Here is a 26,785-nt window from a genome sequence, read left to right as displayed (position 1 = left end):
TCAGCGCCTCGCCAACAGGCCTTGCGGCCGGATCGCCAGCACCAGCACCATGATCAGGAAGGTCACGACGATGGCATAGGTCGGGATGTAGACCGAGCCGAGCTGCTCGGCGAGGCCGATGATCAGCGCGCCCAGCGCCGCGCCGGGGATCGAGCCCATGCCGCCCACGATCACGACGACGAGGGAGGCGAGCAGGAAGCGGATGTCCTCGCCCGGGGATAGTGATTGGAAGGTGCCGCCGACGACGCCGGCGATGCCCGCAAGTCCCGCACCGAACGCGAACACCGCCACGAAAACGAGCTGGATGCGCACCCCGGTCGCGGCGAGGATATCGCGGTCGTCGACGCCGGCGCGGATGATCATGCCGGCGCGGGTGCGATTGAGCGCGAGCCACATCGCCACGCCGATCACGACGGAGGCGGCGAAGATCACCAGCCGCACCAGGGGATACCGGAGATAGACCGGCTCGCCCGAGGATTTGATCGCCGTGACCAGCGGCAGCTCGATGGGGCCGATCAGCCAGTTCGGCGTCTGGATCTGGTAGAAGTCGCCGCCACAGGCCCAAAGCATGAGATCGGCGAACACGATCGAGAGCCCGATCGTCACCATGGTCTGCCTGAGGTCCTGGCCTTCCATCCGGCGGAACACAATCAGCTGGAGCAGGACGCCGACCAGGGCGGTGAGGATGAAGGCGACGATGAAGCTGAGCAGCCAGGAGCCGGTTGCCGTGCTGATGGCGTAACCGACATAGCCGCCGAACAGATAGAGCGAGCCGTGCGCGAGGTTGACGTTGCGCATCAGGCCGAAGATTAGCGTGAAGCCGCTGGCGACGAGGAAGTAGAGTCCGCCGAGCGTGATGCCGTTGAAGACCGCGTTGAGGAAGACGCGCTTGCGGCCGATGGCTTCTTCGAGGCCGGGCGGCCAGACCGCGAAGACCAGCCAGAGCGCGACGGCAATGGCAATGATCGAGATCAGCGCCCAGGCCGGGTGGCGTTCGACAAAGCGGCTCATGTGCGCCACCCGCTTGGCCAGGGCGCATCCCGAAGGTCCACCAAATACAGGTCAGGCAGCCTTGCGCCGGCCGCTAGCCTCGCCATGAACGTGCGCTCCCGTCGGTCGCGACCCTCTTTCGGGATCGCGTTGCCCGCATCCTAGCGGGGCTGCGAGGACGACGTTTGATTGTGAGTATCTTTTCGTGGCCCGCTCAGGCGCGCAAAATCTTGGCCGCGCGACGATAATCGGTCGGGGCCATTCCCACATTGGCGGCGAAGAAGCGGGTGAAGCCGCTCTGCGAGGAGAAGCCGAGATCGAAGCCGATATCGGCGATTGGCGTCTCGCTGGCCACGAGCGCTTCGAGCGCATGTTCCATGATCAGCGTGTTGAGATAGAGGTTCGGCGTCACGCCGGTCTGGACGCGGAACAGCCGGTAGAAATGCGGTCGCGACAGTCCTGATTCCCGCGCGATCGTATCGAGCTCGATCTCGGCGCCGGGGCTCTCCGACATCATCTTGATGCATTTGCGCACGCGGAAATCGGTGACGGAGCCGTTTGCGCGTGGATCGCGCGCGATCTCCGCCTGCTGCCAGCTTTCGTCGTAACAGATGTCGATCAGCCGCCGCAGCTCGGAATCCAGGCTGGAGAGTGATGGTGCGCCGCACACGAGCGCGGCCGTCCGCCTGATGTGCTTGTCCAGCGCCGGCGTGCGCCGGAACTGGGTGCGGCCGAAACGCATCCGGTGGGTGCCGGAGGCATCGGGCGCAAACCATTCGGCGTTGACATAGAGCACGAAGAAGATCGCGCCGCCGTCGAGATCGGCGGGCAGGAAATTGTGCGGCTCCCAGGGATTGACCGCGACGACGGACGTCTCGTTGAGATCGTGGTGTCCCTCGGAGACGTCGATGCATGCGGGCATGCCGCCAACATGGAAGATCAGGTGACCTTCACGATGGGCGTGAATATTGAAAGGGCGGTTCAACTGATAAACCGTCGCCCGGCCGAACCGGCCGTGGAAGACGGCGAGCGCACGGCTCATGCCTTCCCCTCCCGAATGTTCTTGTCTTTTCGCTCAGCGTTCAACAATGCCGACGAGATTGCAAGAGCGGAGAGCGACCGCGTCAGCAAGTCGCTCCCCGGGTTGCGCATCGCAGGGGTGATGCGTCAGTATTTCTTACATTCCGGCACGGTGCGGCTCGGCAGCCCGATCTTGGAGAATACGGCCGGGTCGTAGCCGAGTGTCTGGTTCACGTTTGGGATCACCTTCACGACCTTGCTGAACAGCGCGCCCTTGCCGTCGTCGACCACCTCGGTGACGAAGTTGGTGCCGATCGCTTGGCGGTTGGAGTCGAGCTTGATCTTGCCGTTCGGCGCGTCGATCTCGATCTTGGCGAGGGCTTCCTTGTACTTGGCCTGGTTGTTGGAGAGATCGCCATTGACCTGACGCAACGCCAGGATCAGCGCCATGGTCGAGTCATAATAGTTGGTGGCGAGCAGCGACGGGCTCGGGAAGCGTTTGTTGGGCGGGAAAGCGTCCTGATAGGCCTTCACGAATTTCTGCCAGCCCGGATCCTCCCAGGTATCGGCCTGGCCGCTCGCCGCGATGGTGCCGACCAGGGCGTTCTTGGCGTTGCCCTTCGACGACAGGATGGTCTGGTCGATCATGATGGAACCGCCCATCAGATGCGCCTTGCCGCCGGCCTGCTGGTACTGGTTGAGGAAGTTGACGGCATCGGCGCCGCCAAGCCCGAGATAGATCGCGTCGACATCGTCGGGCAGTGCGGCGATCACCGAGGCGAAATCCTTGGTGCCGAGTGGCACCCATTGCCGGTTGGTGACCTGTCCGCCGGCGCCGCAGAACTCGAGCACGAGGCCGAACACCTGCGTGTAGATGAACGAATAGTCCTCGCCCACGGTTGCGATCTTGCGATACTTCTTTTCCTCATAGGCATATTTGCCGAGACCGACCTGCCACTGCGCGCCGTCCATGTTGTAGCGGAAGAAGTTCGGGGCGGGATCGACATAGGTCGTTTCCTGCGCGCCGGAGGCCGCGTTGATGAAGGTCAGCTCGGGATGGGTTTTCGCAAAGTTCTTCACCGCGATGCCCTCGTCGCCGGAGAGCGGCGAGAGCAGGATCTGCACCTTGTCCTGCTCGATCAGCTTGCGCACGGCGCGTACCGCGCTGTCCGGCGTTGCGTCGGTCGAGGCGACGATGAATTCGAGTTCCTTGTCGCCGACCTTCTTGCCCAGGACGTTGAGGGCGGTCTGGTGGCCGCGCATGCCGTCCTCGCCGAGCACCGTGTACGTGCCTTCGAGGGTTGCGGTTACGCCCACCTTGATCTTTTCCTGGGCGATCGCTGCGCTTGAAAGAAACAAGCTGCTCAGCGCGAGCAGTCCCACACTGCATTTCGACATTGTGCTCCTCCCTGTGTGTCGTCTTTTGTCGCCGCGTGGCTCTCGGCCCGCGGCTTTGATGGGAAAGCTAACCGAAGTCGGATGCGGTGCATGCGTTGGCGCCCCCTTTGGTTTGACGGGCAGTCTCATTTTTGAATGGTGCGGCGCAAATGGTTTCGCGGTGCAACAGACGGTCACAGGAACGCTTCCGGCGGGGCTCCGTTAGCGGAGCAAATTGCTGGAGTTGTCCATGATCGAATACCCCAAGCCGCCTTATCCTTCGCAACAGCAGCCGATGCCCGGTTCGACGCGTGCGATGAATCCACGTCCCGATCATGGCGAGGAGAGTTACAAGGGCGCCGGACGCCTGGCCGGGAAAAAGGCGCTGATCACCGGAGGCGACAGCGGCATCGGCCGCGCGGTCGCGATCGCCTATGCCCGAGAGGGCGCCGACATCGTCATCTCCTATTTGAACGAGGACGAGGATGCAGCCGAGGTCAAGGCGCTGGTGGAGCAGGCCGGACGCAAGGTCGTCCTGATTCCCGGCGACATCACCAATCCCGAGCACTGCCGCGGCATCGTACGTCGCACCGTCGACGAGCTCGGCGGCATCGATATCCTCGTCAACAATGCGGCGCATCAGGCCACGTTCAAGGACATCGCCGACATCAGCGATGAGGAGTGGCAGCGCACGTTCGAGACCAACATCCACGCCATGTTCTATCTGACCAAGGCTGCGGTCCTTCATATGAAGCCGGGAGCTGCGATCATCAACACGGCGTCGGTGAACTCGGATATGCCAAACCCGACCTTGCTGGCCTATGCCACGACCAAGGGCGCCATTCAGAATTTCACGGGTGGGCTGGCCCAGATGCTCGCCGAGAAGGGCATTCGGGTCAACGCCGTCGCTCCAGGTCCGATCTGGACGCCGCTGATCCCCTCGACGATGTCGGAGGAAAGGGTCAAGAATTTCGGCAAGCAGGTCCCGATGCAGCGCGCCGGCCAGCCGGCCGAGCTCGCAACCGCCTACGTCATGCTGGCCGATCCGCTCTCGAGCTACACCTCGGGGGCCACGTTGGCCGTCACCGGCGGGAAGCCGTTCATCTGATTGGATGCGCCTCGTCAGCGTCTGCGACGTTGAGAGCAGCGCAAGAATCGTGGCGGCGCCGGAGGCCGGGCCGCCACGTCCTGGCCAGCAGATCGATCAGGCGGCGTTGGACGCCTTGGCGTTGACGCCCTTGCGGAGCGCCACCGTGTTCAGCTTGGTGTTGGCCGCCTTCTCTTCGTTCAAATTGGTCGTGAGGAAGCGCACGATGTCGTCGTGGCCGAGCTCTTCCGCCCAGGCGATCAACGTGCCGTAGCGGCAAATCTCGTAGTGCTCCACGGCCTGCGCGTTGGCCACGATCGCGGCATCGAGCACCGCCTTGTCCTCGATCTCGCCGGCGGTCGCGTCGGCTTCCTCGATCAGGCCGTCAATGGCCGGACACTGCGTGCCGCTGGGCTCCTTGCCGAGCTTGGGGAACACCTTGTCGAGCCGTTCGACCTGCTTGTTGGTCTCGTCCAGATGAGCCTTCAGGCCGGCGGCGAGATCCCTGTTGGTCGCCTTGTCAATCATCTTCGGCAGCGCCTTCAGGATCTGCTGCTCCGCGTAATAGATGTCCTGCAGCCCGTGTAGCAGCAGGTCTTCCATCGATTTGATGTCCTTAGTGAAGAATCCCATAAAAGACGCCTCCTTTTCACAATGATGACACTGGAACGCTGCGCGGCCGCAGCTGTTCCATTCCCGTGTGCAGATCGGGAGAGCCGAATGAGCGATGGAATTGATCATCTTGCAGGCCTGCTCGGACGCGCGGCGATGGACGTGTGGGGCGACATGCCTCGCGACATCCAGGAAGCGCTGTTCGAGTCCGCCATGAAGGGACGCGAGAGCGAGCGCGAGGAGCTCGCACGGCTGCTGCACGAGCGCCATCCGCGCACGCTTCATCCGGCCCGGCCGGGATGATGCAGCGGGTGGAACGATCGTACGCGCCGCTGATTGGTAAACTGAGTGACGCGTCGCCGAATGGTTCGCATGGGGCCGCGGGAGGCGCATCGCTCGACCGGTTGAAAATTTGTGAGTCGATCGCCGTGACTGAGGTAAACATCGGAAAATGGTACGACCCGATCTCGGAACGGTGGATCGTGCCGCGTGAAGCGCGCGCCATCGCCGGCTATGGTCAGTCCGGCGCCGAGAAGGTGCCGGAGAGCCACGAGAGACGCGAGGCGCAGCGGATCTGGGAGCTGTTGGTGGATTGCTGCGCAGGTGAGTGATGCCGCCTCGGGCGGATTTGGGCCGAAGCCAAACTGTCGTGGTCCCCCCTTTAAGCGCCCGTCGAATAGTTGTGGTCAGATAGATCCCGGGCGCTCCGCGGCACCTTTGAAACCGCTGAGCCTTTCGTTCCTCGCGGTGCGGCCGATAGCTCCGGGCTTGGGCGAACGCCTCCTGCAACGACCTCTGGCATCGCGGGGCAGCCCAGCGTTTCCGTCATCGCTGATCTCGACGACCTCACGATCGGATCGGTATATTACCACCCCGATTAGCAGGCCGGACGCCGGAACAAGGATCACGCGATGGACGATACGATTGGCTTTCCCGATCCCGGTCTCGACCTGTCGGATGGCTTCAAGCCGCACACCTCGCATTGGGGCGTGTTTTCCGCGCGCCAGGGCGCGGCCGGGCTGGAGGTCAGGGCCTATGCGGGCGACCCCGATCCGAACGGCATCATCGACAATTTCCCCGGTGCGCTCCGCCATCAGGCGCGCATCGCCCAGCCGGCGATCCGCCGCGGCTGGCTCGAGCGCGGGCCGGGTCCCGACGATCGCCGCGGCCGCGACGAATTCGTCTCCGTGAGCTGGGAGAAGGCGCTTGATCTGCTCGGCGCCGAGCTGTCGCGCATCCGCGACACGCGCGGGCCGGGCGCCGTGTTCGGCGGTTCCTATGGCTGGTCGAGCGCCGGCCGCTTTCATCACGCCCAGAGCCAGGTGCACCGCTTCCTCAACATCGCGATGGGCGGCTATGTGCGCTCGGTCAACACCTATTCCTCCGGCGCGTCCTCGGTGCTGCTGCCGCAGATTCTGGCGGGTTACGAAGACATCACCAAGCGCAATGTCACCTGGGAGCAGATCGCCGATTCCACCGACATTGTGCTGGCCTTCGGCGGCATGGCGCTGAAGAATTCCATGGTGGCCGGCGGCTCCATCAGCAAGCATGTCGAGCGTGGCGCCATGGCAGCGGCCCGCAAGCGCGGCTGCGAGTTCATCCTGGTCAGCCCGCTTCGCGAAGACCTGCCCGTCGAGGCCGGTGCGGAGTGGATGACCTGCGTGCCGAGCACCGACACCGCCTTGATGCTCGGCCTCGTCCACACGCTGGTCAGCGAAGGCCTGCACGACCAGGCCTTCCTCGATCGTTACACCGAGGGATGGCCGGTCTTCCTGCGCTATCTCACCGGCGAGAGCGACGGGCAGGCAAAGCATGCCGAATGGGCCGCCGCGATCTCAGGCGTCGAGGCGGAGATGATCCGCAAAGTCGCGCGCCGGCTCGCCGGAAAGCGCGCACTGATCACCGTCTCTCATTCGCTGCAGCGCGCCGAGCATGGCGAGCAGCCGGTATGGATGGGCATGGTGCTGGCGGCGGCGCTCGGCCAGATCGGCCTTCCCGGCGGCGGCTACGCCTATTCGCTCGGAGCGATCGGCTATTACGGCCGCCGCGTCAACGACGTGCCGGGGCCGACGCTGGGGCAGGGCCGCAACGGCGTCGCCGATTTCATTCCGGTGGCGCGCATCGCCGACATGCTGCTCAAGCCGGGCAGCACCTATCGCTACAATGGCGAGACGCGGACCTATCCGGACATCCGCATGGTCTACTGGGCCGGCGGCAACCCCTTCCATCATCACCAGGACATCAATCGCCTGCGCAACGCGTTTGCGAAACTCGATACGTTCGTCGTGCATGAGCTTGCCTGGACCGCCACCGCCCGTCATGCCGACATCGTGCTGCCGTCGACGATGACGCTCGAGCGCGAGGACATCGGCTATTCCAGCAACGACCCCCTCATGGTGGCCATGCACCGGATCGCCGAGCCGTTCGGGCTTTCGCGCGACGATTACGACATCTTTGCCGATCTCGCCGATCGTTTGGGGGCCCGCGAACCCTTCACCGAGGGACGCACGTCGCGGCAATGGCTCGAGCATCTCTACGAGCCGACCCGCGCCTCGCTCGCCAAGCGTGGCCTGGAAGCCCCTCATTTCGACGATTTCTGGGCGCGCGGCAGCCTGGTCGTTCCGCAGCAGCCCGATGACGGCGGCCGGCTGCGCCGCTTCCGCGAAGATCCGGTCAATCACGCGCTGCCGACGCCGAGCGGGCGCATCGAGATTTTCTCGCAGAAGATCGCCGGCCATGGTGATGCGGATTGTCCGGGGCATCCGGTCTGGCTCGACAAGACCGACATGCCCAGGCCCGGGGCGCCGTGCTTCCTCGTCGCCAACCAGCCGGTGACGCGGCTGCACAGCCAGCTCGACTTCGGCGGGCATTCGCTTGGCTCGAAACATCGCGGCCGCGAGGTCGCGCGGATGAACCCGCGCGATGCGGACGCGCGCGGCATCAAGGACGGCGACATCATCCGCCTGTTCAACGATCGCGGTGCGTGCCTTGCCGCGGTCCACCTCACCGAGGGCATCGCGCCCGGCGTGGTGCAGCTTCCGACCGGCGCCTGGTACGATCCGATGGATCCGGAAGACGAGACGCCGCTCTGCGTTCACGGCAATCCGAACGTGCTCACCCGCGACATCGGGACCTCGTCGTTCGCGCAAGGCTGCACCGGGCAGCTGACGGTGGTCGAGGTGGAGAAGTTCACCGGTAATCTGCCGCCGATCCGCGCGTTCGATCCGGTGTAGGGTGTCGTAGCCCGAATGGAGCGCAGCGTTGCGCCAGAAAATGGGGCCGTCCTGTGTGGGAGCAGGGACGGCCCCGAGAGGCTCGCCGGCCCCGGGAGGAGGAGGGCGCGAGCCGCCGGATGCCTACGCCGCCGCGCTGGCGGTCCAACCGATCTGCGGGGAAGGACGACGCCGCAGCGGCGCTTCGACCTCGAGCCGCTCACCCCTGCTGGCGAGGCGCCAGCGCGCCGGTGATTGACCGCTGATGCGTTTGAACACGGTCGAGAAATGCGCCTGCGTGCTGAAGCCCACGGCAAGCGCGATCTCCGCCAATGGCCGCTCGGTGCTTGCAAGCAGCGTCTTCGCCTGCTCGGTGCGGTGATTGAGCAGATATTCGCGGGGACGGTAACCGGTCGCAGCGCGGAATTGTGCCGCAAAGTGCATCCGGGACAGGCCGGCGACATTGGCAAGCTCGGACAGGCTGATGCCGCGGTGGAAATGATCGGCGATATATTGCTCGACACGCCGCAGCCGCCATTTCGGCAAGGCATTGACCCTGGCGCGCGGCAACTCGATCCGGGTGAGATGCATCGCCAGGGTCTGGCCGATGCACTGTGTGAAATGCCGGTCTGCGGCATCACTTTGCTCGATCAGCGCCTTGGCAAGCTCGGCGGCGAGCGGATCGCGCAGCAGCACGAGGTCATTGAGCCCGTCGGCCGCAACGACATGGGCCGGAAGATGATCCGTGGAGATGTGGACGTGGAGGAAGGCGCATGGCGACTGGAATTGCACGCCGAGAGATTTCGATGGAGCCGTGACATAGAGCGTCCCCGCCGGCATGGTGCCGTCGAAAATGATCTGGCGGTCCCGTGTCAGCTTCGCGCGCGTGGTCTTCAGGGCGATGCCGATGAAATAGCGATCGTCCGGCGTCGTCGTTTCGTGCGACGAGCTGCTCCGCGAGTCCTCCCATCGCGAGATCGTGATGTCCTGGGTCGCGCCGACCACAGTGCGATCGATCTGACGCCAGTGGCTCTCCCGGGCGATCACCTGCGTCGGGCGAAGAACCTCGTGATCCGAGCCGGCCGGAAAATCGATCCAGGCATGGGCCGCGTGCAAATTGTTCGACATCGCTCGTCCTCTCCTGACTTTGCCGCGGTTTGCAACGACCGGCAAACGCGCAAAGCCAATGCTGTCCATGCTCGGAGGATAGGCGTGAGCTGGCCAGGACGCCCGTTAGTGGTGATTAGGATCTGTTAGATTTTGTGCGCGTGCACCAGGTGCGACAGCCCGCCGCAGACGTTTGATTAAGTCCAATTTGTCAGAGATTTGCCCGGCTGCCCCTGTTTGAGGGGACCTCAAGGAGCATCGCGTGGCGCGCAGGCCCTTCGCTGGACCTCGCATCGGTGCCGGGTATAGTCCCTGCGCGTTTCGAGGAAGCAGTCGTCAAGATGAGCAAGATGTGACCGACCTCTCGGCAGGACATGGCTCCCGCAGCGGCGGCGCCGGAACAATCCTTGATCTCGATGCCGTCTCGTTCGGGCCGTTCTCGCTGCGGTCGCGGCTGCTGGAGAAGGACGGCGTGCCAGTCAAGCTCGGCAGCCGTGCGATGGATATTTTGCGCCTGCTCGTCAGCCGTGCCGGCGAGGTGGTGCCAAAGAACGAGATCCTCAGCTACGCGTGGTCCGGCCTCTCCGTCGAGGAGATCAGCCTGCGGGTTCATGTCGCCGAGCTGCGCAAGGTGCTCGGCGACGGCAAGGACGGCGTCCGCTACATCGCCAACATTCCGAGCCGGGGTTATTGCTTCGTCGCGCCGGTGCAGCGTGGTCCACGCGCGGAGCCGCCGTCGCTCACGTCGCGGCCAGCCGAAAAGGCGACGTCGTCACCGTCTCTGCCGCATCGTCTGGACCGGATGGTCGGGCGGGACGAAATCGTGGCCGAGCTGGCGCCGCGCTTGCTCCGCGATCGTTTCGTCACGCTGCGAGGGCCTGGCGGCATCGGCAAGACCACCATTGCCGTCGCGCTCGCGCATGACCTGTGCGACAGGTTCGAGGGCAACGTCCATTTCCTCGAATTCGGACCGCTCAAGGACGCCGCGCTGGTGGCGAGCACGGTTGCCGCCGCGCTGGGTCTCGTCGTGCATCACAATGATCCGAGTGGCAGCATCGTCAGTTTCCTGCGCGGGCGGCGGCTGCTCCTCGTTCTCGACAGCTGTGAGCACGTCATCGACACGGTCGCGCGTCTCGCGGAAGACATCTATCGCGAGGCGCCCGGCGTTGCCATCCTCGCCACCAGCCGCGAGTCGCTGCTGGTGGCCGGCGAGCAGATTTTCGAGCTTGCTCCGCTGCTCGGCCCGCCGCAAGGCACGCCCCTCAGCGCCGGCGAGGTGTTGAATTATCCGGCGGCGCGCCTGTTCGTCGATCGCGCCAGTGCGGCGGGGCACCGCGACGATCTCACCGACGAGGATGCGGAAGTCCTGGTGCAGATCTGCGGCAAGCTCGACGGCATCGCGCTCGCGATCGAACTTGCCGCCGCGCGCGTCGGGCTCTACGGGCTGCGCGAGATGGCGGCGCTGCTCGACAGCCGCCTGCAGCTCGAATGGCGCGGGCGGCGAACGGCGCCGCCGCGGCAGCAGACGCTCGGTGCCACGCTCGACTGGAGTTTCGGCTTGATCGGCGAGAACGAGCGCAACGTGTTCCAGCGGCTCGCGGTCTTCGCAGGTCACTTCACCCTGAAAGGCGCAATAGCGGTGGCGGCCGAGGAGGAAACGCCGGAGGAACGCGTCATCGACGCGCTGGAGCAGCTCGTGGCCAAGTCGCTGGTGTCCTCGCAGCCGGACGGCGCATCGCGGCGCTATCGCCTGCTGGACGCAACGCGTGCCTATGCCATGCAGAAGCTGGCGAATGGCGGTGAGGCAAGCGTCATCGCGCGCCGTCACGCTTGCTATGTTCAACGTACGCTCGAAGCCGGCCTGACGGCGCAGGGTGGAAGCGGCCAGATGTCCCGCTCGCAGGAGCGCGCGGGCCTGCTCGCCGATGCCCGCGCGGCGCTGGCATGGAGCTACGCCAACGATGACGGCGCCGACTTGCGCGTGCCGCTTGCCGGCAGTTGCACGAGCCTGTTCGTCGAGCTGAATTTGCTGAACGAGGCGCGCATCTGGTCCGATCGCGCGCTCGCGATGCTCGACGACGCCGATCGTGGCGGCCGATGGGAGCTCGAGCTTCAGTCAACGCTCGGTCACGCCTTCATGTTCACCGAGCGCAACAGCGAGCAGGCGGAAGCGGCGCTCAGGCGCGGGCTGGAGATCGCGCAAGCGCTCGGCGACCACGCCAACACATTCAGGCTGCTATCGCGACTGAACATGTTCTATCGCCGGACCGGCGGCTACCGGCATCTGGTGCCGACTGCGCGTCACGCCGAGCGGATTGCGCGCCTGATCGACGATACCGCGGGCATTGCCGGCAGCAAAGCGCTTCTCGGCGTGTCCTATCACCTCGCCGGCGACCAGGCCGAGGCGCAAGCTCATCTCGACGAGGGCATGCGCGACGACGCGGCGCTGCGGGGCACGCAACCCGGACATTTCGCCTATTCGCGCACGCCGCAGATTCCGCTGGCACGCGTGTTGTGGCTGCGCGGCTATCCCGATCGCGCGCTCGAATGCGTCCTCCCGCTCGTCGGCGCGTCAGCGCCGCGCGACGTGGTGATGCATTGTATCGCGCTGTGCTGGTCCGCCTCGGTGTTCGGTTGGGTCGGCGACTGGTCCGCCGTCGAGACCATGAGCGCTCGCCTGGCGACGCATGCGAGTATGCACGGGCTCGTCCCCTATGAGGCCGTTGCGACCGGCTTTCGGGCGCAGACCATGATCGCCCATGGCGAGGCCATTGGCGGCATCGACTTGTTGCGGAGCGCGCTTCCGCGTCTGCACGCGGATCGCTACGAGCTCTATATGTCGGCATTCGCCGCGGATCTGTCTTCCGGGCTGGTCTCATTGGGGCGCTTGGCGGAAGGCACTCAGGTCCTGCACGAGACCATCGACCGCGTCGAGCAGGAAGGGGGTGCCTTCGACATGCCGGAGCTGCTGCGTCTGCGCGGAGAGCTCGAGGCGCAGAGTGGAAACCTGGACACGGCCGAGGCAAGCCTTGTCGCATCGGCGGAGCTCGCCGAGCAACAGGGCGCGCTGTCCTGGCGGCTGCGAACCGAGATGTCGCTGGCGCGGCTGCGCGAGCGGCAGGGTGTACGAGATCCGCGCCAACAGCTCGCCAAGACCTATGCGCGGTTCACCGAGGGGTTCGACACCGCCAATCTCAGGGCCGCACGGCTCATGCTGAATCCGCCTTCCGCCTGATCAAGCCGAACAGCGGCGGCGCTGTTCACGGTCGATGTTGTCGGACATGTGCTGCTCATGTCGTCATTGTACGGCTGAAGCGTAGCGATCCACCACGCGGCTTGCTGTTCAGCCGCTGTGTCCGTCCAGTGCGCAAGGAAGTCGCGAACGAGCGCAGCGATTTCGCTGTTGGCTCGTTATGTATTGTTAGGCGTTGAGAGCGGCCATGTCAGCCGTACCGCCGCTATTCGAAGACGGCGTCGAAGATCTCGACGTCCATCAGCACCGGCTTGGCAATCACGGTCCCATCGGGCCGCAATGTCTGCGCGCGCCGAAGGGTCGGCACCACGATGCCGCCGAAGCTGTCATGAGCCCAGGAGGAGTGTGCAACCTTCATCCCGAAGAGATCGTGATCTGCCCGCCGCTGCAGGGCACTCTCGTCGAAATAGAAGATCTGCTCGGACGCGAGCGTCATCAGGTGGGCCGGGAATCGTGCCCGCAGCCGCCGCCAGGTTTCGGCATTCTCCTGCCAGGGCGACAGCTCCTCGATCACGACATCGGGGTGGGCAAGCAGGAATGGAATCGTCAGATAACTCCAGATCGCGACGCCGCAGAAGAAGACGAGATGCAGCTCATCCGCGAGCGCCGGTGGATCGACCTCGGAAAATGCAAGGCCGGGATTAGGCCAGGACCGCAGGACCTCACCATCCAGGCTCTCGATCGTGATCGCGTCCGGTTGAAAGGAGCCGGAGTGCTCACCCCCGGTGATGCCGGTGAAGCGCACCGATTGCGTCCGGGTCGAGCCTTCCGCGGTCACATCCTTGAATTCCCGGGCATGGCCGGCGCTGGAGAACAGCGTCCCGCCAACGGAAAGGTGGAGCGTGAACCGGTTCAAGCTGTTCCAGCGGGCCATTCCGCCGCTGGCATCGATTACGTCGTCAAGAAGCGCCATGTCCCGCCACATCCACCGTCCAGTGTCTCCACCATGGCGGGGCGCATGCGGCTTGGCGTGTTAGAAGTTGTTAGGAGTTGCGAGCGAGTAGCATGGCAGTATCTCGTTGAAGATACTCTCAATTCAGGGTGCCCAGCAGCTCTCTGGCAGCGATCAGATCGCGGGTCTGCAGGCCCTCCTGGTAGCGCGCAACGAGGGGGTTGAGCAAAGCGCTAGCGTCAGCGGCCTTGCCGGCCCGCTCCCAGATGCGGCCGAGGCTGATCGCCCCGCGAAGCTCCCAGCCGACCGCGGATTGACGCCGGGACAGATCGAGCGATTTGCGCAAGGTGCTCTCCGCCTCCGCAGCGTTGCCCGACCCGGCGAGGATGTCACCCTTGATCCTGAGCATCTCCGGCATGTCGAAGGATTCGCCATGATCGGGAATCTGGGCGATCGCCTCGTTGATCGTCTGCAAGGCCGCGTCGGGCTGGTTCTGGGAGGCGAGACCCTCCGCGAGCGCCGTCGCAAACACCGTCGTCATGATGCGGTGCCGTGTCGCGTACAACGTCGCTTGACTGCGCCGGAGGTGCTCGATCCCTGCCGCGACGTCGCCCCGGCGCAGCAGCAGCTCGCCCTTCTGGCCGATGCCGACCGCGTGATAGGGGCCGAGAAAGTGCCGTGCGGAATGATCGATCAGCCGCTCGATCAGGATTTCGGCACTAGCCCAGTCGCCGACCCAGAGGAACACGTAGATCGTCCAGATCAGGGAGATGCCGAGGGTAAGCGGCTGCTCGAGCAGCTCGGCCTCGCGCACCGTGTATCTGGCCACCTCGATCGCTCGCTCGGGCCGGCCCGTGAGCCAGAGCCCGCGCGCCAGCGCAACCAGCGCGACGATGCGGTCGTCATAGCCGAGATGCCCGATATTCAGCCGTTGCGAGCCGGGATTGTGCACCATCGCGCTTTCGCAGAACCGAACCGCCTTGTCCTGGTTGCCGATCAAATGGTGCGCGACGCCGCGCATCCAATCCACGTTCAGCGTGGCGGCGGAATCATTCAGTTTGCGCGCAACGCCCTCGGCCTGTTCGCTGGTGTCGAGCGCGCCGTGAAAATCGCCGACCCTGGTCAGGTAGATGTGCAATCCGCGCAGCAGCCAGAGCTGCCAGTGCAGGTCATCGAGCTGCCGGGCAAGCTCGAGACTGCGCGTGAAGGCCGACCGGACCGCTTCCGTATTACCTTGCGTGAACATCACGGAGACGCCGAGCGCGGCCTGCAGGGTCATCTCCTGCCGGCTGTCCACGGCGCCCGTGTCGAGGGACGCCAGCGCCTGCTGGGTCCATCGGTAGCATTCCGTCAGCAATGTCAGCTCGAGGAAGAACTGCGCCGCCGAGGCCGCCAGATCCACGCCGATCGTCCGGTCGCCGCCGTCCGAAAAGCTGAAGACTAGCGCAGCCCTGACATTGGGCAAATGGTCGGCATAGGGAAGGAAGCCGCCCGCGCTCTGCATGCCCGTGGATTTCAGCGCAATGTCGCGCAGGAAATCGCGGAAATATTCGGCGTGGGCGCGCGCGACGCGGTCCGCTTCGCCGTTCTCGACGAGCTTGTCCGCCATGAAGGCGCGGGTGGTGTCGAGCAGGCGATAGCGCAGCCGCCGCTCCGCCGGCGAGGTCGCGATCAGGGATTTGGAGAGCAGGTTCGAAATGGCTTCCACACCTTCGCCCTCGCTGATGCCCTGGCAGGATGCGATCGCAAGCGCGGCTTCCAGCGTGAACGGCCCGACGAACACCGACAATCCGCGCAGGGTCGCGCTCTCGGTCGGCGGCAGCAAATCGTAGCTCCAGGCGAGCGCCGCGCTCAGGGTCTGGTGCCGCGGAATCGCGGTGCGCCGTCCCCGCCACAGCAGCGAGAAGCGGCTGTCCAGCAGTGATGCGGTCCCGGCAATGCCATAAGCGTTGACACGTCCGGCCGCGAGCTCGATCGCCAGGGCGATGCCGTCCAGCCGTCGGCAGATCTCGGCGACGAGCGGCGCATCCTCCTCGGTGAGCTCGAATTCGCTCAGGCTCTCGGCAATGCGTTCCACGAAGAGCTGGCTTGCGGGATAGGCAAGGATGTCGGCAATGCCGAGGCCTTCGCGCTGCGGCGGGCAATCCAGCGGAAACAGCCGGTGGACGCGCTCACCTTCGGTGCGAAAGGATTCGCGGCTGGTGGCCAGAATATGCAGCTTCGGCGCCTCGCGGACCATGCGTTCGGCCAGAGGGGCGAGTTCGTCGAGGATATGCTCGCAACTGTCGAACACCAGCAGCATGCGCCGGCTGCGCAGGACCGTCAGCAGGCTCGGCACGGGATCGTCGGCATTGACGGTCAGGCCCAGCGCGGCCGCAATGGTGCCGGGAACGAGCCGGACATCCGTCAGCGCGCCGAAAATCGACGAAACATACCTGGTCATCGAAGCCGGCAAGCTCGCGATGCGCGACGGCAAGCGCGACCGACGTCTTGCCGATTCCGCCCGGGCCGACGATTGTGACGAAGCGATGCTGGGCAAGCTCGGCCGAGATCTTCTCGACCGCATCGTTCCGCCCGATCATCTTGGCGAGCGGCGCGGGCAGCGAGCGGGGCGAAGCGTCGGGCAGGCTGGTCCGGCTCTCCGAAGGCGCAGCCCGGAGCAGCGGGGCCGCGAAGCAATAGCCGCGTCCGGGGACGTTGATCACGTAGCGGGAGCCTTCGCCGGCATCGCTCAAGGCCCTATCGTTCAAAGCCTTATCGTTCAAAGCCTTGCGCAACGTCGTGATGTGGAAACGCAGGCTGCCTTCGTCGACATTCACGTCGGCCCAGATGCGCTTGATCAGCTCCCGCTTGTCAACGACCTCACCCGCACGCTCGGCGAGAAAAATGAGGATGTCGAGCGCACGGCCGCCGAGGTGAAGCGGGACGCCGTCCTTCTCGAGCAGCCGCGACTTCGTGAACAAGCGAAATGGCCCGAAGGCAATGACCGAATCTTGCTCGTTAGTGTCCGGCACGGGCCAACAATTCCAGTGAAAAGGCTGAAGTCTGCAGTTTTGGTCTAACAGAACGAGACGTCCAGTAAACTGGCCGAAAGTGGCGAAATCGCGTGGCGATCATCGCAATCGGCCGATCACGCGAGGAGCGTCGCAAATCTAACTTAAACGCGAGTGGTCCAGCGAGCGATCGGGACAATCCGGCAATGCGCTGGACCGCGATGGCGGATCTGGATCTCGGTCGTCGCGACGGTGATCATAACAGAATCTTGCAACGTCTAACGAGCAAAGCACGCGAACAGCATCCAGTATGACATTCGCGTTAGATGCAATTTTCAACGGGAGGCTATGATGTCCGCGATCGGCGCTCGGCCGAACGACCATGTCGTTCGATCTCAATTTGTACCCGGCCTCGATGATCAGTCGCGTGACTGGGAGCTCGTGCTGCGGGAATCCCACCATCGCATGAAGAACACGCTGACGCTGCTGGGTGCGTCAGTCCGTCGCGATTTCACGCGCGCGGGCACGGGTGATATGTCGTTGGCGGTGGACCGGTTCGAGCGGCGCATCGTCGCCTTCGGCAGGCTCTATCAACTTCTGTCCGATCATGACGATCTGCGGTTCGTTTCCGCAGCGGCCTTCTTCGAAAGCCTGTGCGAAGCGATCTCCGAGGCTGTGCTGGAACCGGCAGGCATCCGCTGCGAGGCTGCGATCGAAAGCGGCACATTGCCGGCGGCGCAGTGTCATCGGCTCGCGCTGATGCTGACGGAGCTGGTGACGAACGCGGCAAAGCATGCTTTCCCGAGCAAGAAGGGTGCGCTGATCCGCATCGGCCTGGCCCGGCGCGGCGGCGCCTGGCTCTGCACGGTGGCCGACAACGGCATCGGTGCGACCGGTCCGCTCCAGGGCACCGGCAGCCGGATCCTCGAAGGGCTCGCACGCAGCATCCAGGCGCGGCTGCAGGGCGAGGCGGGCGAGGGCGGCACCCGGGTCACCATCGTGATGCCGATCGCTGCGGCGTGAGCCCTCCCTCACAACGGCTAGCGGACTCTAACACCCCATAACGGGTAAAAATCTCTCGTTTGCGCGACAGTCCTGACGTTCGGAGCGGGTGTCGATCCCGGACCCGCGGCTTGAAACAAGGAGTTGGACATGGCTGTGATCGAGCTGAATCGCCAAGCTGAAACCAAGCCCTCGAAATCTCATGGAGTTGATTTGAAGCTCGAGGTCCTCGTGATCCCGGTGTCCGATGTCGACCGCGCCAAGGCGTTCTACACGCGCCTCGGCTGGCGACTGGATGCCGATTTCACGTCAGGCGACGACTGGCGCGTGATCCAGTTCACGCCGCCGGGCTCGGCCTGTTCGGTGATCTTCGGCACGAACGTCACGGCGGCAGCGCCCGGCTCGGCGCGAGGCCTGTATCTGGTCGTCTCCGATCTCGAGGCGGCACGTCAGGATCTGCTCGCCCGCGGCGTCGAGGTCAGCGAGCCGTTCCACGGTGCCGGCGACGTTCATGCCGGGCCTGACGAGCCATATCTGTTCGGCAGCGTCCGAGTCAGTGGTGCTGACCCGAAGCGCGGCAGCTATGCTTCATTCGCCGCGTTCAGCGATCCCGACGGCAATGGCTGGCTGTTCCAGGAAGTCACGACACGATTGCCCGGACGCATTGCAGGCGACGGCACGGCATTCGCCTCAGCGACCGATCTAGCCGCAACGCTGCGTCGCGCGGCGCTGGCGCATGGCGAGCATGAGGCGCGGACTGGCGGACACGACGAGAACTGGCCGGACTGGTACGCCGAATACATCGTCCGCGAGCAGGCCGGCCAGCCGCTGCCGACTTGAGCTGCAGCGAAAGGCATCTTCCGATCCTGGCCGACACGGCGCGCGATGACCTGGTCGTCGCGCGCCGTGTCGTATTGCGCGGATGTCATCGCTCTCTTGCAGTGCGCGGTCTCGCAACGGCTAACGCAGGCTAACAATGCATAACGAGCAAACTGCCGGGGCCTGCGCCAGTCTCTCTGCACGCCAACCGACGCGTCGATTTCGAACTCGGTCAGCGTCACCGACCAAAGCAAGGGAGATCCAACATGACCGCGCAAGCCCGAACTGAGAGCCTCAATCCCGACCGCCGTCAATTGCTGAGCCAGGCCGCGATGACCGCGGTTGCCGCCAGCGTGTCGAGCCTGTTGCCGCTGCATCCTGCCAAGGCTGCCGCAGGCGGCGCCATCCGGCCCTTCCAGGTCAGCGTGCCCGAGCAGGATCTGCTCGACCTGCGCCGGCGCCTGGCTGCCACGCGCTGGCCGGATCGCGAGATCGTCACCGATCAGTCGCAGGGCGTGCAGCTGACGACGGTGCAACAGCTCGTGCGCTACTGGCAGGGCGACTACGACTGGCGCAAGGTAGAAGCGCGGTTGAACGCCTTGCCGCAATTCGTCACCGAAATCGACGGCGTCGACATTCACTTCATCCACGTCCGCTCGCGGCACGAGAATGCACTGCCGATGATCGTCACGCATGGCTGGCCCGGCTCGATCATCGAGCAGATGAAGATCGTCGGTCCGCTCACCGATCCGACCGCGCACGGCGCCAAGGCCGCGGACGCGTTCGATCTTGTGATTCCCTCGCTCCCCGGTCACAGCTTCTCGGGCAGGCCGACGGTGCTCGGCTGGGACCCCCAGCGCATCGCGCGGGCCTGGATCGTGCTGATGAAGCGGCTCGGCTACAGCCGCTATGTCGCGCAAGGCGGCGATTGGGGCAATGCCGTGACGGAGCAGATGGCACTGGTCGCGCCGCCGGAATTGCTCGGCATCCACACCAACATGCCCGCGACCGTCCCCGACGACATCGCCAGGGCGCTTCAACCCGGCGGAACGCGCCCGGCGAACCTCTCGACTGAGGAGCGCCTTGCCTACGACCAGCTCGATGATTTCTACAAGCATGGCCTCGGCTACGCGATCGAGATGTCGAACCGGCCGCAGACGCTCAATGGCCTCGTGGATTCGCCCGCGGGCCTCGCGTCCTGGATGCTCGATCATGATGCGCGCAGCGCCGCGATGATCGCACGCGTGTTCGATGGCCGGACGGAAGGGCTGTCGCGCGATGATGTGGTCGACAACATCACGCTCTATTGGCTCACCAACACCGCGGTCTCCTCGGCGCGGCTGTACTGGGAGAACAAGCTGGTGTTCTTCGCGCCCAAGCAGGTCAAGATTCCCGTCGCCGTCAGCGTCTTTCCGGACGAGATCTACGCCGCGCCGCGGAGCTGGGCCGAGAAGGCCTACCCCAAGCTGATCCACTACAACCGCCTCGACAAGGGCGGACACTTCGCGGCCTGGGAGCAGCCGGCGCTGTTCTCTGCGGAAGTGCGGACCGCGTTCCGTCCGCTGCGGCAATCGATCTGAGATGCGAACCCATACATCAGGAGTGCAAGCAATGAACCGTCCCGAACGCACCTTCACGACCCAAGACATCCACCTCGATCGCCGCCTGCCGTCCTACTGGCGTGTCACCTTCGACATGCCGCCGGTGAATATTTTCGGTCCGAAGCAGCTGCCGCTGCTGGGCGACATCGTCACCAGGATCGAGACCGATCCGGAGGTGAAGGTCGTGGTGTTCGACAGTGCCGTCGAAGGCTTCTTCATCACCCATTACGATTTCCTCGCGCCGTTGGAGGATTCGCTTCGTATCCCGCCCGGGCCGACCGGCCTCGAAGCATTGCCCGACATGCTGGTGCGCCTCAGCCGCGCGCCGGTCGTCTCCATCGCCGCGATCCGGGGCCGCGCGACCGGTGTCGGCAGCGAGCTCGCGCTCGCGAGCGACATGCGTTTTGCCAGCCGCGAGAAGGCGATCCTGTCGCAATGGGAGGTCGGCGCGGGCCTCGTGCCCGGCGGCGGGCCGATGGCGCGGCTGCCGCGCCTGATGGGCCGCGGCCGTGCGCTCGAAGTCCTGCTCGGCGCCGACGACATCCATGGCGATCTCGCCGAACGCTACGGTTACGTCAACCGGTCGTTGCCGGATGCCGAGCTCGACGGTTTCGTCGAGGCACTCGCGATGCGCATCGCCTCGTTCGACAAGGAGGCGATCGCCGAGACCAAGCGTCTTGTCGATGTCGCAAGCCTGCCGCCGGACGCCGAAATCAAGCCGGAGTGGGACGCGTTCCTGGCCTCGCTCGGCCGCCCCGCGAGCCAGACCAGGATCAAGGCGCTGATGGCGCGGGGCTTCCACCGCGCCGGGGACGTCGAGAACCGGCTCGGCTTCCACGTTGGTCAAATCGGCAGCTAACGGAACCGTTGCGGCGCGCGGCCGGTTGGAGCGGCGGCGGGCGGTCACGCCGATGCCGCCTTCCACCGGTACAGAGCGCCGGTGCGCAAAACAAACGAGGAGAGTTGAGATGATCCGCAAAGCGAAAGCAGTATGGAAGGGCACCGGCCGCGACGGCACCGGCCATCTGACGAGCGAGTCCGGCGTGCTGGCCGAGACGCCCTATTCGTTCAAGACCCGCTTCGAGAACGAGAAGGGCACCAATCCCGAGGAATTGATCGCTGCGGCCCATGCCGGCTGTTTTACGATGGCGCTGGCCTTCGGTCTTCAGATGGCAGGTTTCACGCCGGACGAGCTCTCGACCGAAGCCGCGGTGACCCTGGAGCCCGAAGGCAAGGGCTTCAAGATCAGCAAGTCCGCGCTGACCTTGCGTGCCAAGGTGCCGAACCTCGACGAGGCAGGTTTTGCCAAGTTCGCCGGCGAGGCCGAGAAGAACTGCCCGGTGTCGAAGGTGCTCAACGCGGCGATCACGCTCGACGCCAAGCTGGGCTAGCGGCGAGGGACAGTTCGTGCCATCCGGGTGGACGACCCGGATGGTCGTACAGGGTATGCCCGGCTTTCGGCAGGGCTGCGGAAGGCATAGGATGTGGCAGATGCAGGACCGACAGAGCGGTCAATTGGGAGCGGACAAATGACGACGGAACGCGCAGTTTTGGCCGGAGGCTGCTTCTGGGGCATGCAGGATCTGATCCGCAAGCAACCAGGCGTGATCTCCACACGCGTCGGCTACACCGGCGGCAAGGTGAAGAACGCGACCTACCGCAACCACGAAGGCCACGCCGAGGCGATCGAGATCATGTTCGATCGCGCCAGGACCAGCTACCGGACCATGCTGGAGTTCTTCTTCCAGATCCACGATCCCACCACGCTCGATCGCCAGGGCAATGACCGAGGCACCAGCTATCGCTCCGCGATCTTCTATGCGAGCGACGAGCAGAAGAAGATCGCCGAAGACACCATCGCCGACGTCGAGGCGTCCGGCCTGTGGCCCGGCAAGGTGGTGACCGAGGTCGCGCCCGCAGGCGAGTTCTGGGAGGCCGAGCCCGAGCATCAGGACTATCTCGAACGCTATCCTGACGGCTACACCTGCCACTTCATCCGGCCCGGCTGGAAGCTGCCGCGCCGCGCTGCTGCGGTGGGAGGCTAGATCAAGACGCCAGGCGCCGTCAGGCCCGCGATCGCGCGATCAGATCGCGGGCCATGCGCAGGTCGGCGATGTCGGAGCCTTCGGCAAACGTCCTGCAGACATTGTCGAGAACCACCCGGGCTTCCGCGCCCCGGCCGGCTCCGATCATGGCCCGCGCGAGGCTGGTCGCGCAGCGGAGCTCCCAGAAGCGCGCGCCCTGCTCGACGGCAATGTCGATGGCCTCGCGAAAGTGCGCCTCGGCGTCTGCTGAATGCCGCGCGCTCCTGAGCATCAATTCCCCCTTGATGCGGAGCAGCTCCGGCAGATACCAGCGCTCCTGCCGGTCGTTGCAGCGGGTCAGGACGTCCTCGATCGTGTCGAGGCCACGGTCGACCTGGTCGGCTTCGAGGAAGCACGCGGCGAGCTCGCCGAGCAGCGGCAGAAAGCGCGGCAGGAAGCGCGCATCGCCGGCGCGGTTGAGCTCTTCGCGCAAAAGCGGCAGGCCGGTGGCGATGTCGCCGCGCCTGGCCACGACCGCGGCGTTGAAGGCGCGTGCCCATAGGCCCCACAGCCGGATTCCGTGGCGTTCGGTGTGTTCGAGCAGCTCGGCGCCGTGGCGCTCGGCGGCCTCGAAATCGCCGGACCAGAACGCGATCGGGCAGGCGGCCTGTCCCAGCACGCTGCAGAAGGTCAGCGCATGGCCGTTGGCGCGGCCTTCCTCGATGTTCTCAGCGGCGAGCGCCTGGGCCTGATCGGCGAGGCCCTGAAGCCAAAGGATGCGGGCCCGGAAATATTGCGTCGATATCCTGAGATCGAGCGGGAAGATTTTCGGCTTCGCCACCAGCACATGCAGCGAGGCGTTCACCCGGTCGATGCGCTGCCGCGCGTCGTTCTGGTCCCCGAGATAATGCAGCGCGACGGCCATCAGGCGGTCGCCCAGCATGAGATCGGTGCTGTCGGGCGAATTCGCTGCCACGTTCGCAAAGCGCTCGGCGAGCCCGCGGGCCTTGCCGAACTGCCCGTTGTTGAACTGGTCGATGCACAGGCCCCAGAGTGCGCGCAGCCGGAAGTCCTTGTCGTCGAGGCTCTCAGCCAGCTCGAGCGTCGTCTCGAGGATCGGGCGCGCCTCGCGCGCGCGACCCTCGCCGTACATCAGCGACCAGCCGAGTGCCGACAGGAGCTGCATGCGGATGCGGTCGTTGTCGCCGTCGTCTCCGAGCGCCGCCAGTGCCGTTCTGCTGCGCTCGCGGCATTCGGCGAACAGCGACAGACGCACCCACAGGGTGACGGCGGCGGCCGTCAGCGCAATGCCGAGCCTGGTGTCGCCGTCGGGCGCGAAGGCCCAATCCAGCGCCGCGCGCACATTGTCGAGCTCGCCGCCATAGGTGCTGAGCCATTCGGGCAGCGGCGTCGACGTGTCGGCCCCCGCGCGCTCGAAGAAATCGCGAAAATGCTCCGCATGACGCCGCGCGAACTGCCTGGTTTCACCGAGCTCGTTCAGTTTCCCGAGCGCGTAGGTGCGCGTGGTGTCGAGCAGGCGATAGCGCAGCGCCCGCGAGCCGGATGGCGAGATCAGCGATTTGGTGACCAGGCTGTCGATCGCCTCCAGCGTCTCCGAGGTGCTGAGGCCGTCGCCCGACGCGACCGCGGCGGCCGCCTCCGGCGCGAACGGCCCTGCGAACACCGACAATCGTCGCAAGGTGGCGCTTTCCGCCGGAGACAGGAGGTCGTAGCTCCAGTCGAGGGCGGCGGCGAGCGTCTGGTGCCGCGGGACGGCGGTGCGCCGTCCGCGCCATTGCAGCGAGAAGCGGCTGTCGAGCAGGGAGGCGGTGCCGGCGATGCCATACGCATTGACACGGCCCGCCGCGAGCTCGATCGCCAGCGCAATGCCGTCGAGCCGCCGGCAGATGCTGGCGACAAGCGGCGCCTCTTCCGCGCTGAGCTGGAACGGCCCGGAGCTCTGCGCGATGCGCTCGACGAAGAGCTGGGCGGCGGGATAGGCAAGAACCTCTGCGACGTCGAGGCCCTCGCGCTCGGGCGGACAATCCAGCGGAAACAGCCGGAATATCCGCTCGCCTTCGCTCCGGAACGACTCGCGGCTGGTGGCGAGAACACGAAGCTGAGGCGCTTCGCGAACGATGCGCTCGACGAGAGGCGCCAGCGTATCAAGCACATGCTCGCAGCTGTCGAAGATCAGCAGGGCCGGCCCGGTCTTCAAAAATGTCAGCACGGCCGGCGTCGGATCCTCCGCGCTGACGGTCAGTCCGAGGACGGAGGCGATGGTGGTCGGGACATGGCTCGCATCCCGCAGCGGACCGAAATCGACGAAGAAGACGCGGCCGTCGAAATCCGCCGAGCGCCGATGCCCGACCGTGACGGCGACCGCCGTTTTGCCGATGCCGCCCGGGCCGACCAGGGTCATGAAGCGATAGAGCGTCAGGCCGTTTGAAATCTTCTCGATGACCTCCTCGCGTCCGACCATCTTCGCAAGCTGCGTGGGCAGCGAGCGAGGAGGAATGATCTCGGCGGCGGCTGGCGCGACCTGCGAGGCGGTTTGGGCGAACGGGGCGACAAAACAATAGCCGCGGCCGGGCACATTGAGGACATAACGGGCCGATTTACCGGTATCGCCGAGCACCTTGCGCAACGCTGCGACATGGAAGCGCAGGCTGCCCTCGTCGACATTCACGTCGGCCCAGATGCGCTTGACCAGCTCTCTCTTGTCGATGACTTCTCCGGGGCGCTCGGCAAGCAGGATGAGAATATCGAGCGCGCGGCCGCCGACATGAAGCGGCTCCCCTTCCTTCTCCAGGAGCCGGGACTTGGGAAACAGCCGAAATGGCCCGAATGAAATGGCCGAGTCTTGGTTGTTATTGTGAGCTGGCACGTGCCATTGCCCCCCGCAACGGGAGTCAAAAGGTATTGTTGTGGTCTAGCAGAACGAGGCGTCCAGTAAACTGGCCGAAAGCAGCATGACTGGCAGACCTGCGCAGATGGCGTGGGTCGGCTTCGGCCCCGCCTGAATCATGCCGGAAATGGAAGGGGTTAGGTCGCCGTGGTCTTACCCGGGTCCTTCGTGACGATGTGCGCCGATAGCGTGACCAGACCCATCAGCGCAGCCAGCAGCCAGAACGCCAAGGGCAACCCGGCAAAACGTGCGACGAAGCCGACGCCGGCGGGCCCGATGAGAATCCCTGCGTAGCCCGCGGTCGTGATCGCCGCGACCGCAAGGCCGGTGGGCATCACCGTTTGCCGCGCCGCCCGGCGGAACAGCACCGGCACCAGATTCGACGCGCCGAGCCCGATCAGCAGGAATCCGCCGATGGCGACCGCCGCAATGGGCGCCGTCAACAGGACCACGAAACCGGCGATCGCGATGAGGCTGCCCCAGAGCAATGTCGCGCGATCGCCGATGCGCGCAACGACGGCGTCGCCGCCGAGCCGGCCCGCAGTCATCGCGATCGAGAACACGATGTAGCCGGCGCCGCCTTGCGCCTCGGTGACCAGACCTGCGCCGATGACGAGCAGCGCGCCCCAATCCAGCATCGCACCTTCGACCAGGAAGGTGATGGCGCCGAGCAGCGCGAGCAGCAGCACCGATCCGTGCGGCAGCACGAACAGCGGGCCCTCCTGCACCTGCACGGAGCGAAGCAGGCGCGGCGAGGTCGCGACCATCGCGATCAGCATCAGGACGGAGCAGATCAGCGTGCAGGCGAGCGTTCCGAATTGCAGCGAGAGCAACGCCGTCATCAGCGCGGATCCGGCAAAGCCCCCGATGCTGAACAGGGCGTGGAAGCCGGACATCAGCGGGCGGTGCGCGGCGCGCTCCACCTCCACGGCGTGGATGTTCATGGCGACGTCGATCGAGCCGAGCGCGGCGCCGAATGCGAAAAGCGCCAGCGCCAGCGTTGCGGGCGTAGCCGCAATCGCGAGCAGGGGCAGAACCAGCGCCAGACCGAACCCGCCCGCGATGATGATCGGCCTGCTGCCGTAGCGCGCGCTCACGATCCCAGTCACCAGCATCGCGATGACCGAGCCGATGCCGAGGCTGAGCAGTAGCAGTCCGAGGACGCCATCATCGACGCCGAGCCGCGTCTTCGCGAACGGCACCAGCGGCGCCCAGCACGAGATGCCGAAACCCGCAACGAGGAAGGCAAGCCGGGTCGCAAGGCGGGTCGAAGGCCGGTCGGCGGAAGACATGGAAACTCCGGGAAAGCGGGGCAGGGCGATCGACAAGCCCGACGATTGTCGCGACTTTATGTCTGTGGTGCGCATGAGGTGCCGCGCTTCGATCGTTGCGTTCGATCGTTGGAACCGGTGCAGACTGTCTGCGTGTAGCCCGGATGGAGCGAAGCGCAATCCGGGGCCGCTCGCCCGCATTTCGCACCGTCCCGGATTACGCTGGCGCTCCATCCGGGCTACGGGACGGTACCTGTGTCGCTCTCTGTCAATCCGCTTCGCTAAAAATATTCCACTTTACCGAAATTCGGTTTCGGCGTATGTGTCGCCCATCCCGGCTCACCCAAGAGGGGCGACTATGTGGTCGTCACTGTCGCGAGCCGGGTCTGCGGTGGACGCGGCAGCGTCGGCACGAGAGGCGCGGGCAGGGCGGGTAGTCCCTGTGAGCCCGAGGCTTCGTGCGGACGACGGCGCTGCCAGGCTTCGTCTCGTCTGTAAGTTTCCGGCTTCGTCGACGGGGCCCGGGAAAACTGCGGCGAAATGGCGGGCCGCGCGTACGGCAAAACCGTGTGGTCCTGGCCGTCGTTGCTACGGTCAAGTCCTTGCGAAGGTGCGAG

19 protein-coding genes and 1 pseudogene are annotated in these 26,785 nt (G+C 65.3%); 11 read left to right on the top strand and 9 right to left on the bottom strand.

The features are described 5' to 3' along the window. The 3 genes from GGD62_RS34445 to GGD62_RS34435 form a co-directional block, all read right to left on the bottom strand. Positions 1 to 1,011: a branched-chain amino acid ABC transporter permease gene (locus GGD62_RS34445; RefSeq protein ID WP_183235254.1), complete on the bottom strand. Its 1,011-nt coding sequence runs from the start codon at positions 1,009 to 1,011 to the stop codon at positions 1 to 3. 193 nt (positions 1,012 to 1,204) lie between these two features. Beyond that, a complete protein-coding gene (locus GGD62_RS34440) occupies positions 1,205 to 2,032 on the bottom strand; it encodes an AraC family transcriptional regulator (RefSeq protein ID WP_028143759.1) in 828 nt (275 codons plus the stop codon). A 125-nt stretch (positions 2,033 to 2,157) separates the two neighbouring features. After that, the gene (locus GGD62_RS34435) at positions 2,158 to 3,408 is read right to left on the bottom strand and encodes an ABC transporter substrate-binding protein (RefSeq protein WP_018318059.1); all 1,251 of its coding nucleotides are present in this window, start codon (positions 3,406 to 3,408) and stop codon (positions 2,158 to 2,160) included. 229 nt (positions 3,409 to 3,637) lie between these two features. Between GGD62_RS34435 and GGD62_RS34430 the strand changes: the two genes are divergently transcribed. Then, complete coding sequence (locus GGD62_RS34430; protein ID WP_183712741.1) at positions 3,638 to 4,495, top strand: SDR family oxidoreductase; 858 nt, start codon at positions 3,638 to 3,640, stop codon at positions 4,493 to 4,495. Positions 4,496 to 4,591: 96 nt separating this feature from the next. Here the strand turns inward: GGD62_RS34430 and GGD62_RS34425 are convergent, their stop codons facing one another. Continuing rightward, positions 4,592 to 5,107, bottom strand: coding sequence for a ferritin-like domain-containing protein (locus GGD62_RS34425; protein ID WP_183712739.1), 516 nt, complete (start codon positions 5,105 to 5,107; stop codon positions 4,592 to 4,594). A gap of 87 nt (positions 5,108 to 5,194) precedes the next feature. Here GGD62_RS34425 and GGD62_RS34420 point away from each other — a divergent pair, with 87 nt between their 5' ends. The 3 genes from GGD62_RS34420 (at position 5,195) to GGD62_RS34410 (ending at position 8,319) form a co-directional block, all read left to right on the top strand. After that, positions 5,195 to 5,389, top strand: coding sequence for a hypothetical protein (locus GGD62_RS34420; protein WP_018318056.1), 195 nt, complete (start codon positions 5,195 to 5,197; stop codon positions 5,387 to 5,389). Further along, positions 5,386 to 5,697 (top strand): hypothetical protein, encoded by a 312-nt coding sequence (locus GGD62_RS34415; RefSeq protein WP_246800382.1) that lies wholly within the window; start codon positions 5,386 to 5,388, stop codon positions 5,695 to 5,697. Before GGD62_RS34420 ends, GGD62_RS34415 begins: the two co-directional genes overlap by 4 nt. 300 nt (positions 5,698 to 5,997) lie before the next feature. Beyond that, on the top strand, positions 5,998 to 8,319 hold the full coding sequence (locus GGD62_RS34410; protein WP_183712737.1) for a molybdopterin guanine dinucleotide-containing S/N-oxide reductase: 2,322 nt from the start codon (positions 5,998 to 6,000) through the stop codon (positions 8,317 to 8,319). Between the two features lie 123 nt (positions 8,320 to 8,442). Here GGD62_RS34410 and GGD62_RS34405 read toward each other — a convergent pair whose 3' ends face one another. Then, positions 8,443 to 9,426, bottom strand: a complete 984-nt coding sequence (locus GGD62_RS34405) for a helix-turn-helix domain-containing protein (protein WP_183712735.1) — start codon at positions 9,424 to 9,426, stop codon at positions 8,443 to 8,445. 331 nt (positions 9,427 to 9,757) lie between these two features. Here GGD62_RS34405 and GGD62_RS34400 point away from each other — a divergent pair, with 331 nt between their 5' ends. Continuing rightward, positions 9,758 to 12,640 carry a winged helix-turn-helix domain-containing protein gene (locus tag GGD62_RS34400; protein ID WP_183712732.1) on the top strand — a complete coding sequence of 961 codons (2,883 nt, stop codon included), beginning with the start codon at positions 9,758 to 9,760 and terminating at the stop codon, positions 12,638 to 12,640. Between the two features lie 223 nt (positions 12,641 to 12,863). Here GGD62_RS34400 and GGD62_RS34395 read toward each other — a convergent pair whose 3' ends face one another. Both GGD62_RS34395 and GGD62_RS34390 read right to left on the bottom strand, forming a co-directional pair. Next, entirely contained in the window at positions 12,864 to 13,571 is a 708-nt protein-coding gene (locus GGD62_RS34395) for a hypothetical protein (RefSeq protein WP_092253946.1), read from the bottom strand. Between the two features lie 118 nt (positions 13,572 to 13,689). Continuing rightward, positions 13,690 to 16,564 (bottom strand): annotated as a pseudogene (locus tag GGD62_RS34390) (ATP-binding protein). 330 nt (positions 16,565 to 16,894) lie between these two features. Here GGD62_RS34390 and GGD62_RS34385 point away from each other — a divergent pair. The 6 genes from GGD62_RS34385 to msrA all read left to right on the top strand — a co-directional run bounded on the left by GGD62_RS34385 (position 16,895) and on the right by msrA (position 22,010). Then, a complete protein-coding gene (locus GGD62_RS34385) occupies positions 16,895 to 17,566 on the top strand; it encodes a sensor histidine kinase (RefSeq protein WP_183712729.1) in 672 nt (223 codons plus the stop codon). Positions 17,567 to 17,695: 129 nt separating this feature from the next. After that, positions 17,696 to 18,385, top strand: a complete 690-nt coding sequence (locus GGD62_RS34380) for a VOC family protein (protein WP_183712726.1) — start codon at positions 17,696 to 17,698, stop codon at positions 18,383 to 18,385. Between the two features lie 245 nt (positions 18,386 to 18,630). After that, positions 18,631 to 19,944 (top strand): epoxide hydrolase family protein, encoded by a 1,314-nt coding sequence (locus GGD62_RS34375; protein WP_183712724.1) that lies wholly within the window; start codon positions 18,631 to 18,633, stop codon positions 19,942 to 19,944. Positions 19,945 to 19,975: 31 nt separating this feature from the next. Beyond that, a complete protein-coding gene (locus tag GGD62_RS34370) occupies positions 19,976 to 20,824 on the top strand; it encodes an enoyl-CoA hydratase/isomerase family protein (RefSeq protein WP_179735872.1) in 849 nt (282 codons plus the stop codon). Between the two features lie 109 nt (positions 20,825 to 20,933). Then, positions 20,934 to 21,356 carry an OsmC family protein gene (locus tag GGD62_RS34365; protein WP_092253109.1) on the top strand — a complete coding sequence of 141 codons (423 nt, stop codon included), beginning with the start codon at positions 20,934 to 20,936 and terminating at the stop codon, positions 21,354 to 21,356. A 138-nt stretch (positions 21,357 to 21,494) separates the two neighbouring features. Further along, a complete protein-coding gene (msrA, locus tag GGD62_RS34360; protein WP_183712721.1) occupies positions 21,495 to 22,010 on the top strand; it encodes a peptide-methionine (S)-S-oxide reductase MsrA in 516 nt (171 codons plus the stop codon). 19 nt (positions 22,011 to 22,029) lie between these two features. Here the strand turns inward: msrA and GGD62_RS34355 are convergent, their stop codons facing one another. Further along, positions 22,030 to 24,876, bottom strand: coding sequence for a winged helix-turn-helix domain-containing protein (locus GGD62_RS34355; protein WP_183712718.1), 2,847 nt, complete (start codon positions 24,874 to 24,876; stop codon positions 22,030 to 22,032). A 158-nt stretch (positions 24,877 to 25,034) separates the two neighbouring features. After that, a complete protein-coding gene (locus GGD62_RS34350; protein ID WP_092253103.1) occupies positions 25,035 to 26,189 on the bottom strand; it encodes an MFS transporter in 1,155 nt (384 codons plus the stop codon). Between the last annotated feature and the right edge of the window lie 596 nt (positions 26,190 to 26,785).

Source organism: Bradyrhizobium sp. ERR14, from assembly GCF_014198235.1.
Lineage (GTDB): Bacteria > Pseudomonadota > Alphaproteobacteria > Rhizobiales > Xanthobacteraceae > Bradyrhizobium.
This window is presented reverse-complemented; position numbering and strand designations above follow the sequence as displayed.

Bases quoted from the DNA above. Each gene is read 5' to 3' on its own strand.
- GGD62_RS34405 (WP_183712735.1), bottom strand. From the start codon at position 9,426: ATGTCGAACAATTTGCACGCGGCCCATGCCTGGATCGATTTTCCGGCC.
- GGD62_RS34440 (WP_028143759.1), bottom strand. From the start codon at position 2,032: ATGAGCCGTGCGCTCGCCGTCTTCCACGGCCGGTTCGGCCGGGCGACG.
- GGD62_RS34415 (WP_246800382.1), top strand. From the start codon at position 5,386: ATGATGCAGCGGGTGGAACGATCGTACGCGCCGCTGATTGGTAAACTG.
- GGD62_RS34395 (WP_092253946.1), bottom strand. From the start codon at position 13,571: ATGGCGCTTCTTGACGACGTAATCGATGCCAGCGGCGGAATGGCCCGC.
- GGD62_RS34445 (WP_183235254.1), bottom strand. From the start codon at position 1,011: ATGAGCCGCTTTGTCGAACGCCACCCGGCCTGGGCGCTGATCTCGATC.
- GGD62_RS34385 (WP_183712729.1), top strand. From the start codon at position 16,895: ATGTCCGCGATCGGCGCTCGGCCGAACGACCATGTCGTTCGATCTCAA.
- msrA (WP_183712721.1), top strand. From the start codon at position 21,495: ATGACGACGGAACGCGCAGTTTTGGCCGGAGGCTGCTTCTGGGGCATG.
- GGD62_RS34375 (WP_183712724.1), top strand. From the start codon at position 18,631: ATGACCGCGCAAGCCCGAACTGAGAGCCTCAATCCCGACCGCCGTCAA.
- GGD62_RS34370 (WP_179735872.1), top strand. From the start codon at position 19,976: ATGAACCGTCCCGAACGCACCTTCACGACCCAAGACATCCACCTCGAT.
- GGD62_RS34365 (WP_092253109.1), top strand. From the start codon at position 20,934: ATGATCCGCAAAGCGAAAGCAGTATGGAAGGGCACCGGCCGCGACGGC.
- GGD62_RS34350 (WP_092253103.1), bottom strand. From the start codon at position 26,189: ATGTCTTCCGCCGACCGGCCTTCGACCCGCCTTGCGACCCGGCTTGCC.
- GGD62_RS34430 (WP_183712741.1), top strand. From the start codon at position 3,638: ATGATCGAATACCCCAAGCCGCCTTATCCTTCGCAACAGCAGCCGATG.
- GGD62_RS34435 (WP_018318059.1), bottom strand. From the start codon at position 3,408: ATGTCGAAATGCAGTGTGGGACTGCTCGCGCTGAGCAGCTTGTTTCTT.
- GGD62_RS34410 (WP_183712737.1), top strand. From the start codon at position 5,998: ATGGACGATACGATTGGCTTTCCCGATCCCGGTCTCGACCTGTCGGAT.
- GGD62_RS34425 (WP_183712739.1), bottom strand. From the start codon at position 5,107: ATGGGATTCTTCACTAAGGACATCAAATCGATGGAAGACCTGCTGCTA.
- GGD62_RS34380 (WP_183712726.1), top strand. From the start codon at position 17,696: ATGGCTGTGATCGAGCTGAATCGCCAAGCTGAAACCAAGCCCTCGAAA.
- GGD62_RS34420 (WP_018318056.1), top strand. From the start codon at position 5,195: ATGAGCGATGGAATTGATCATCTTGCAGGCCTGCTCGGACGCGCGGCG.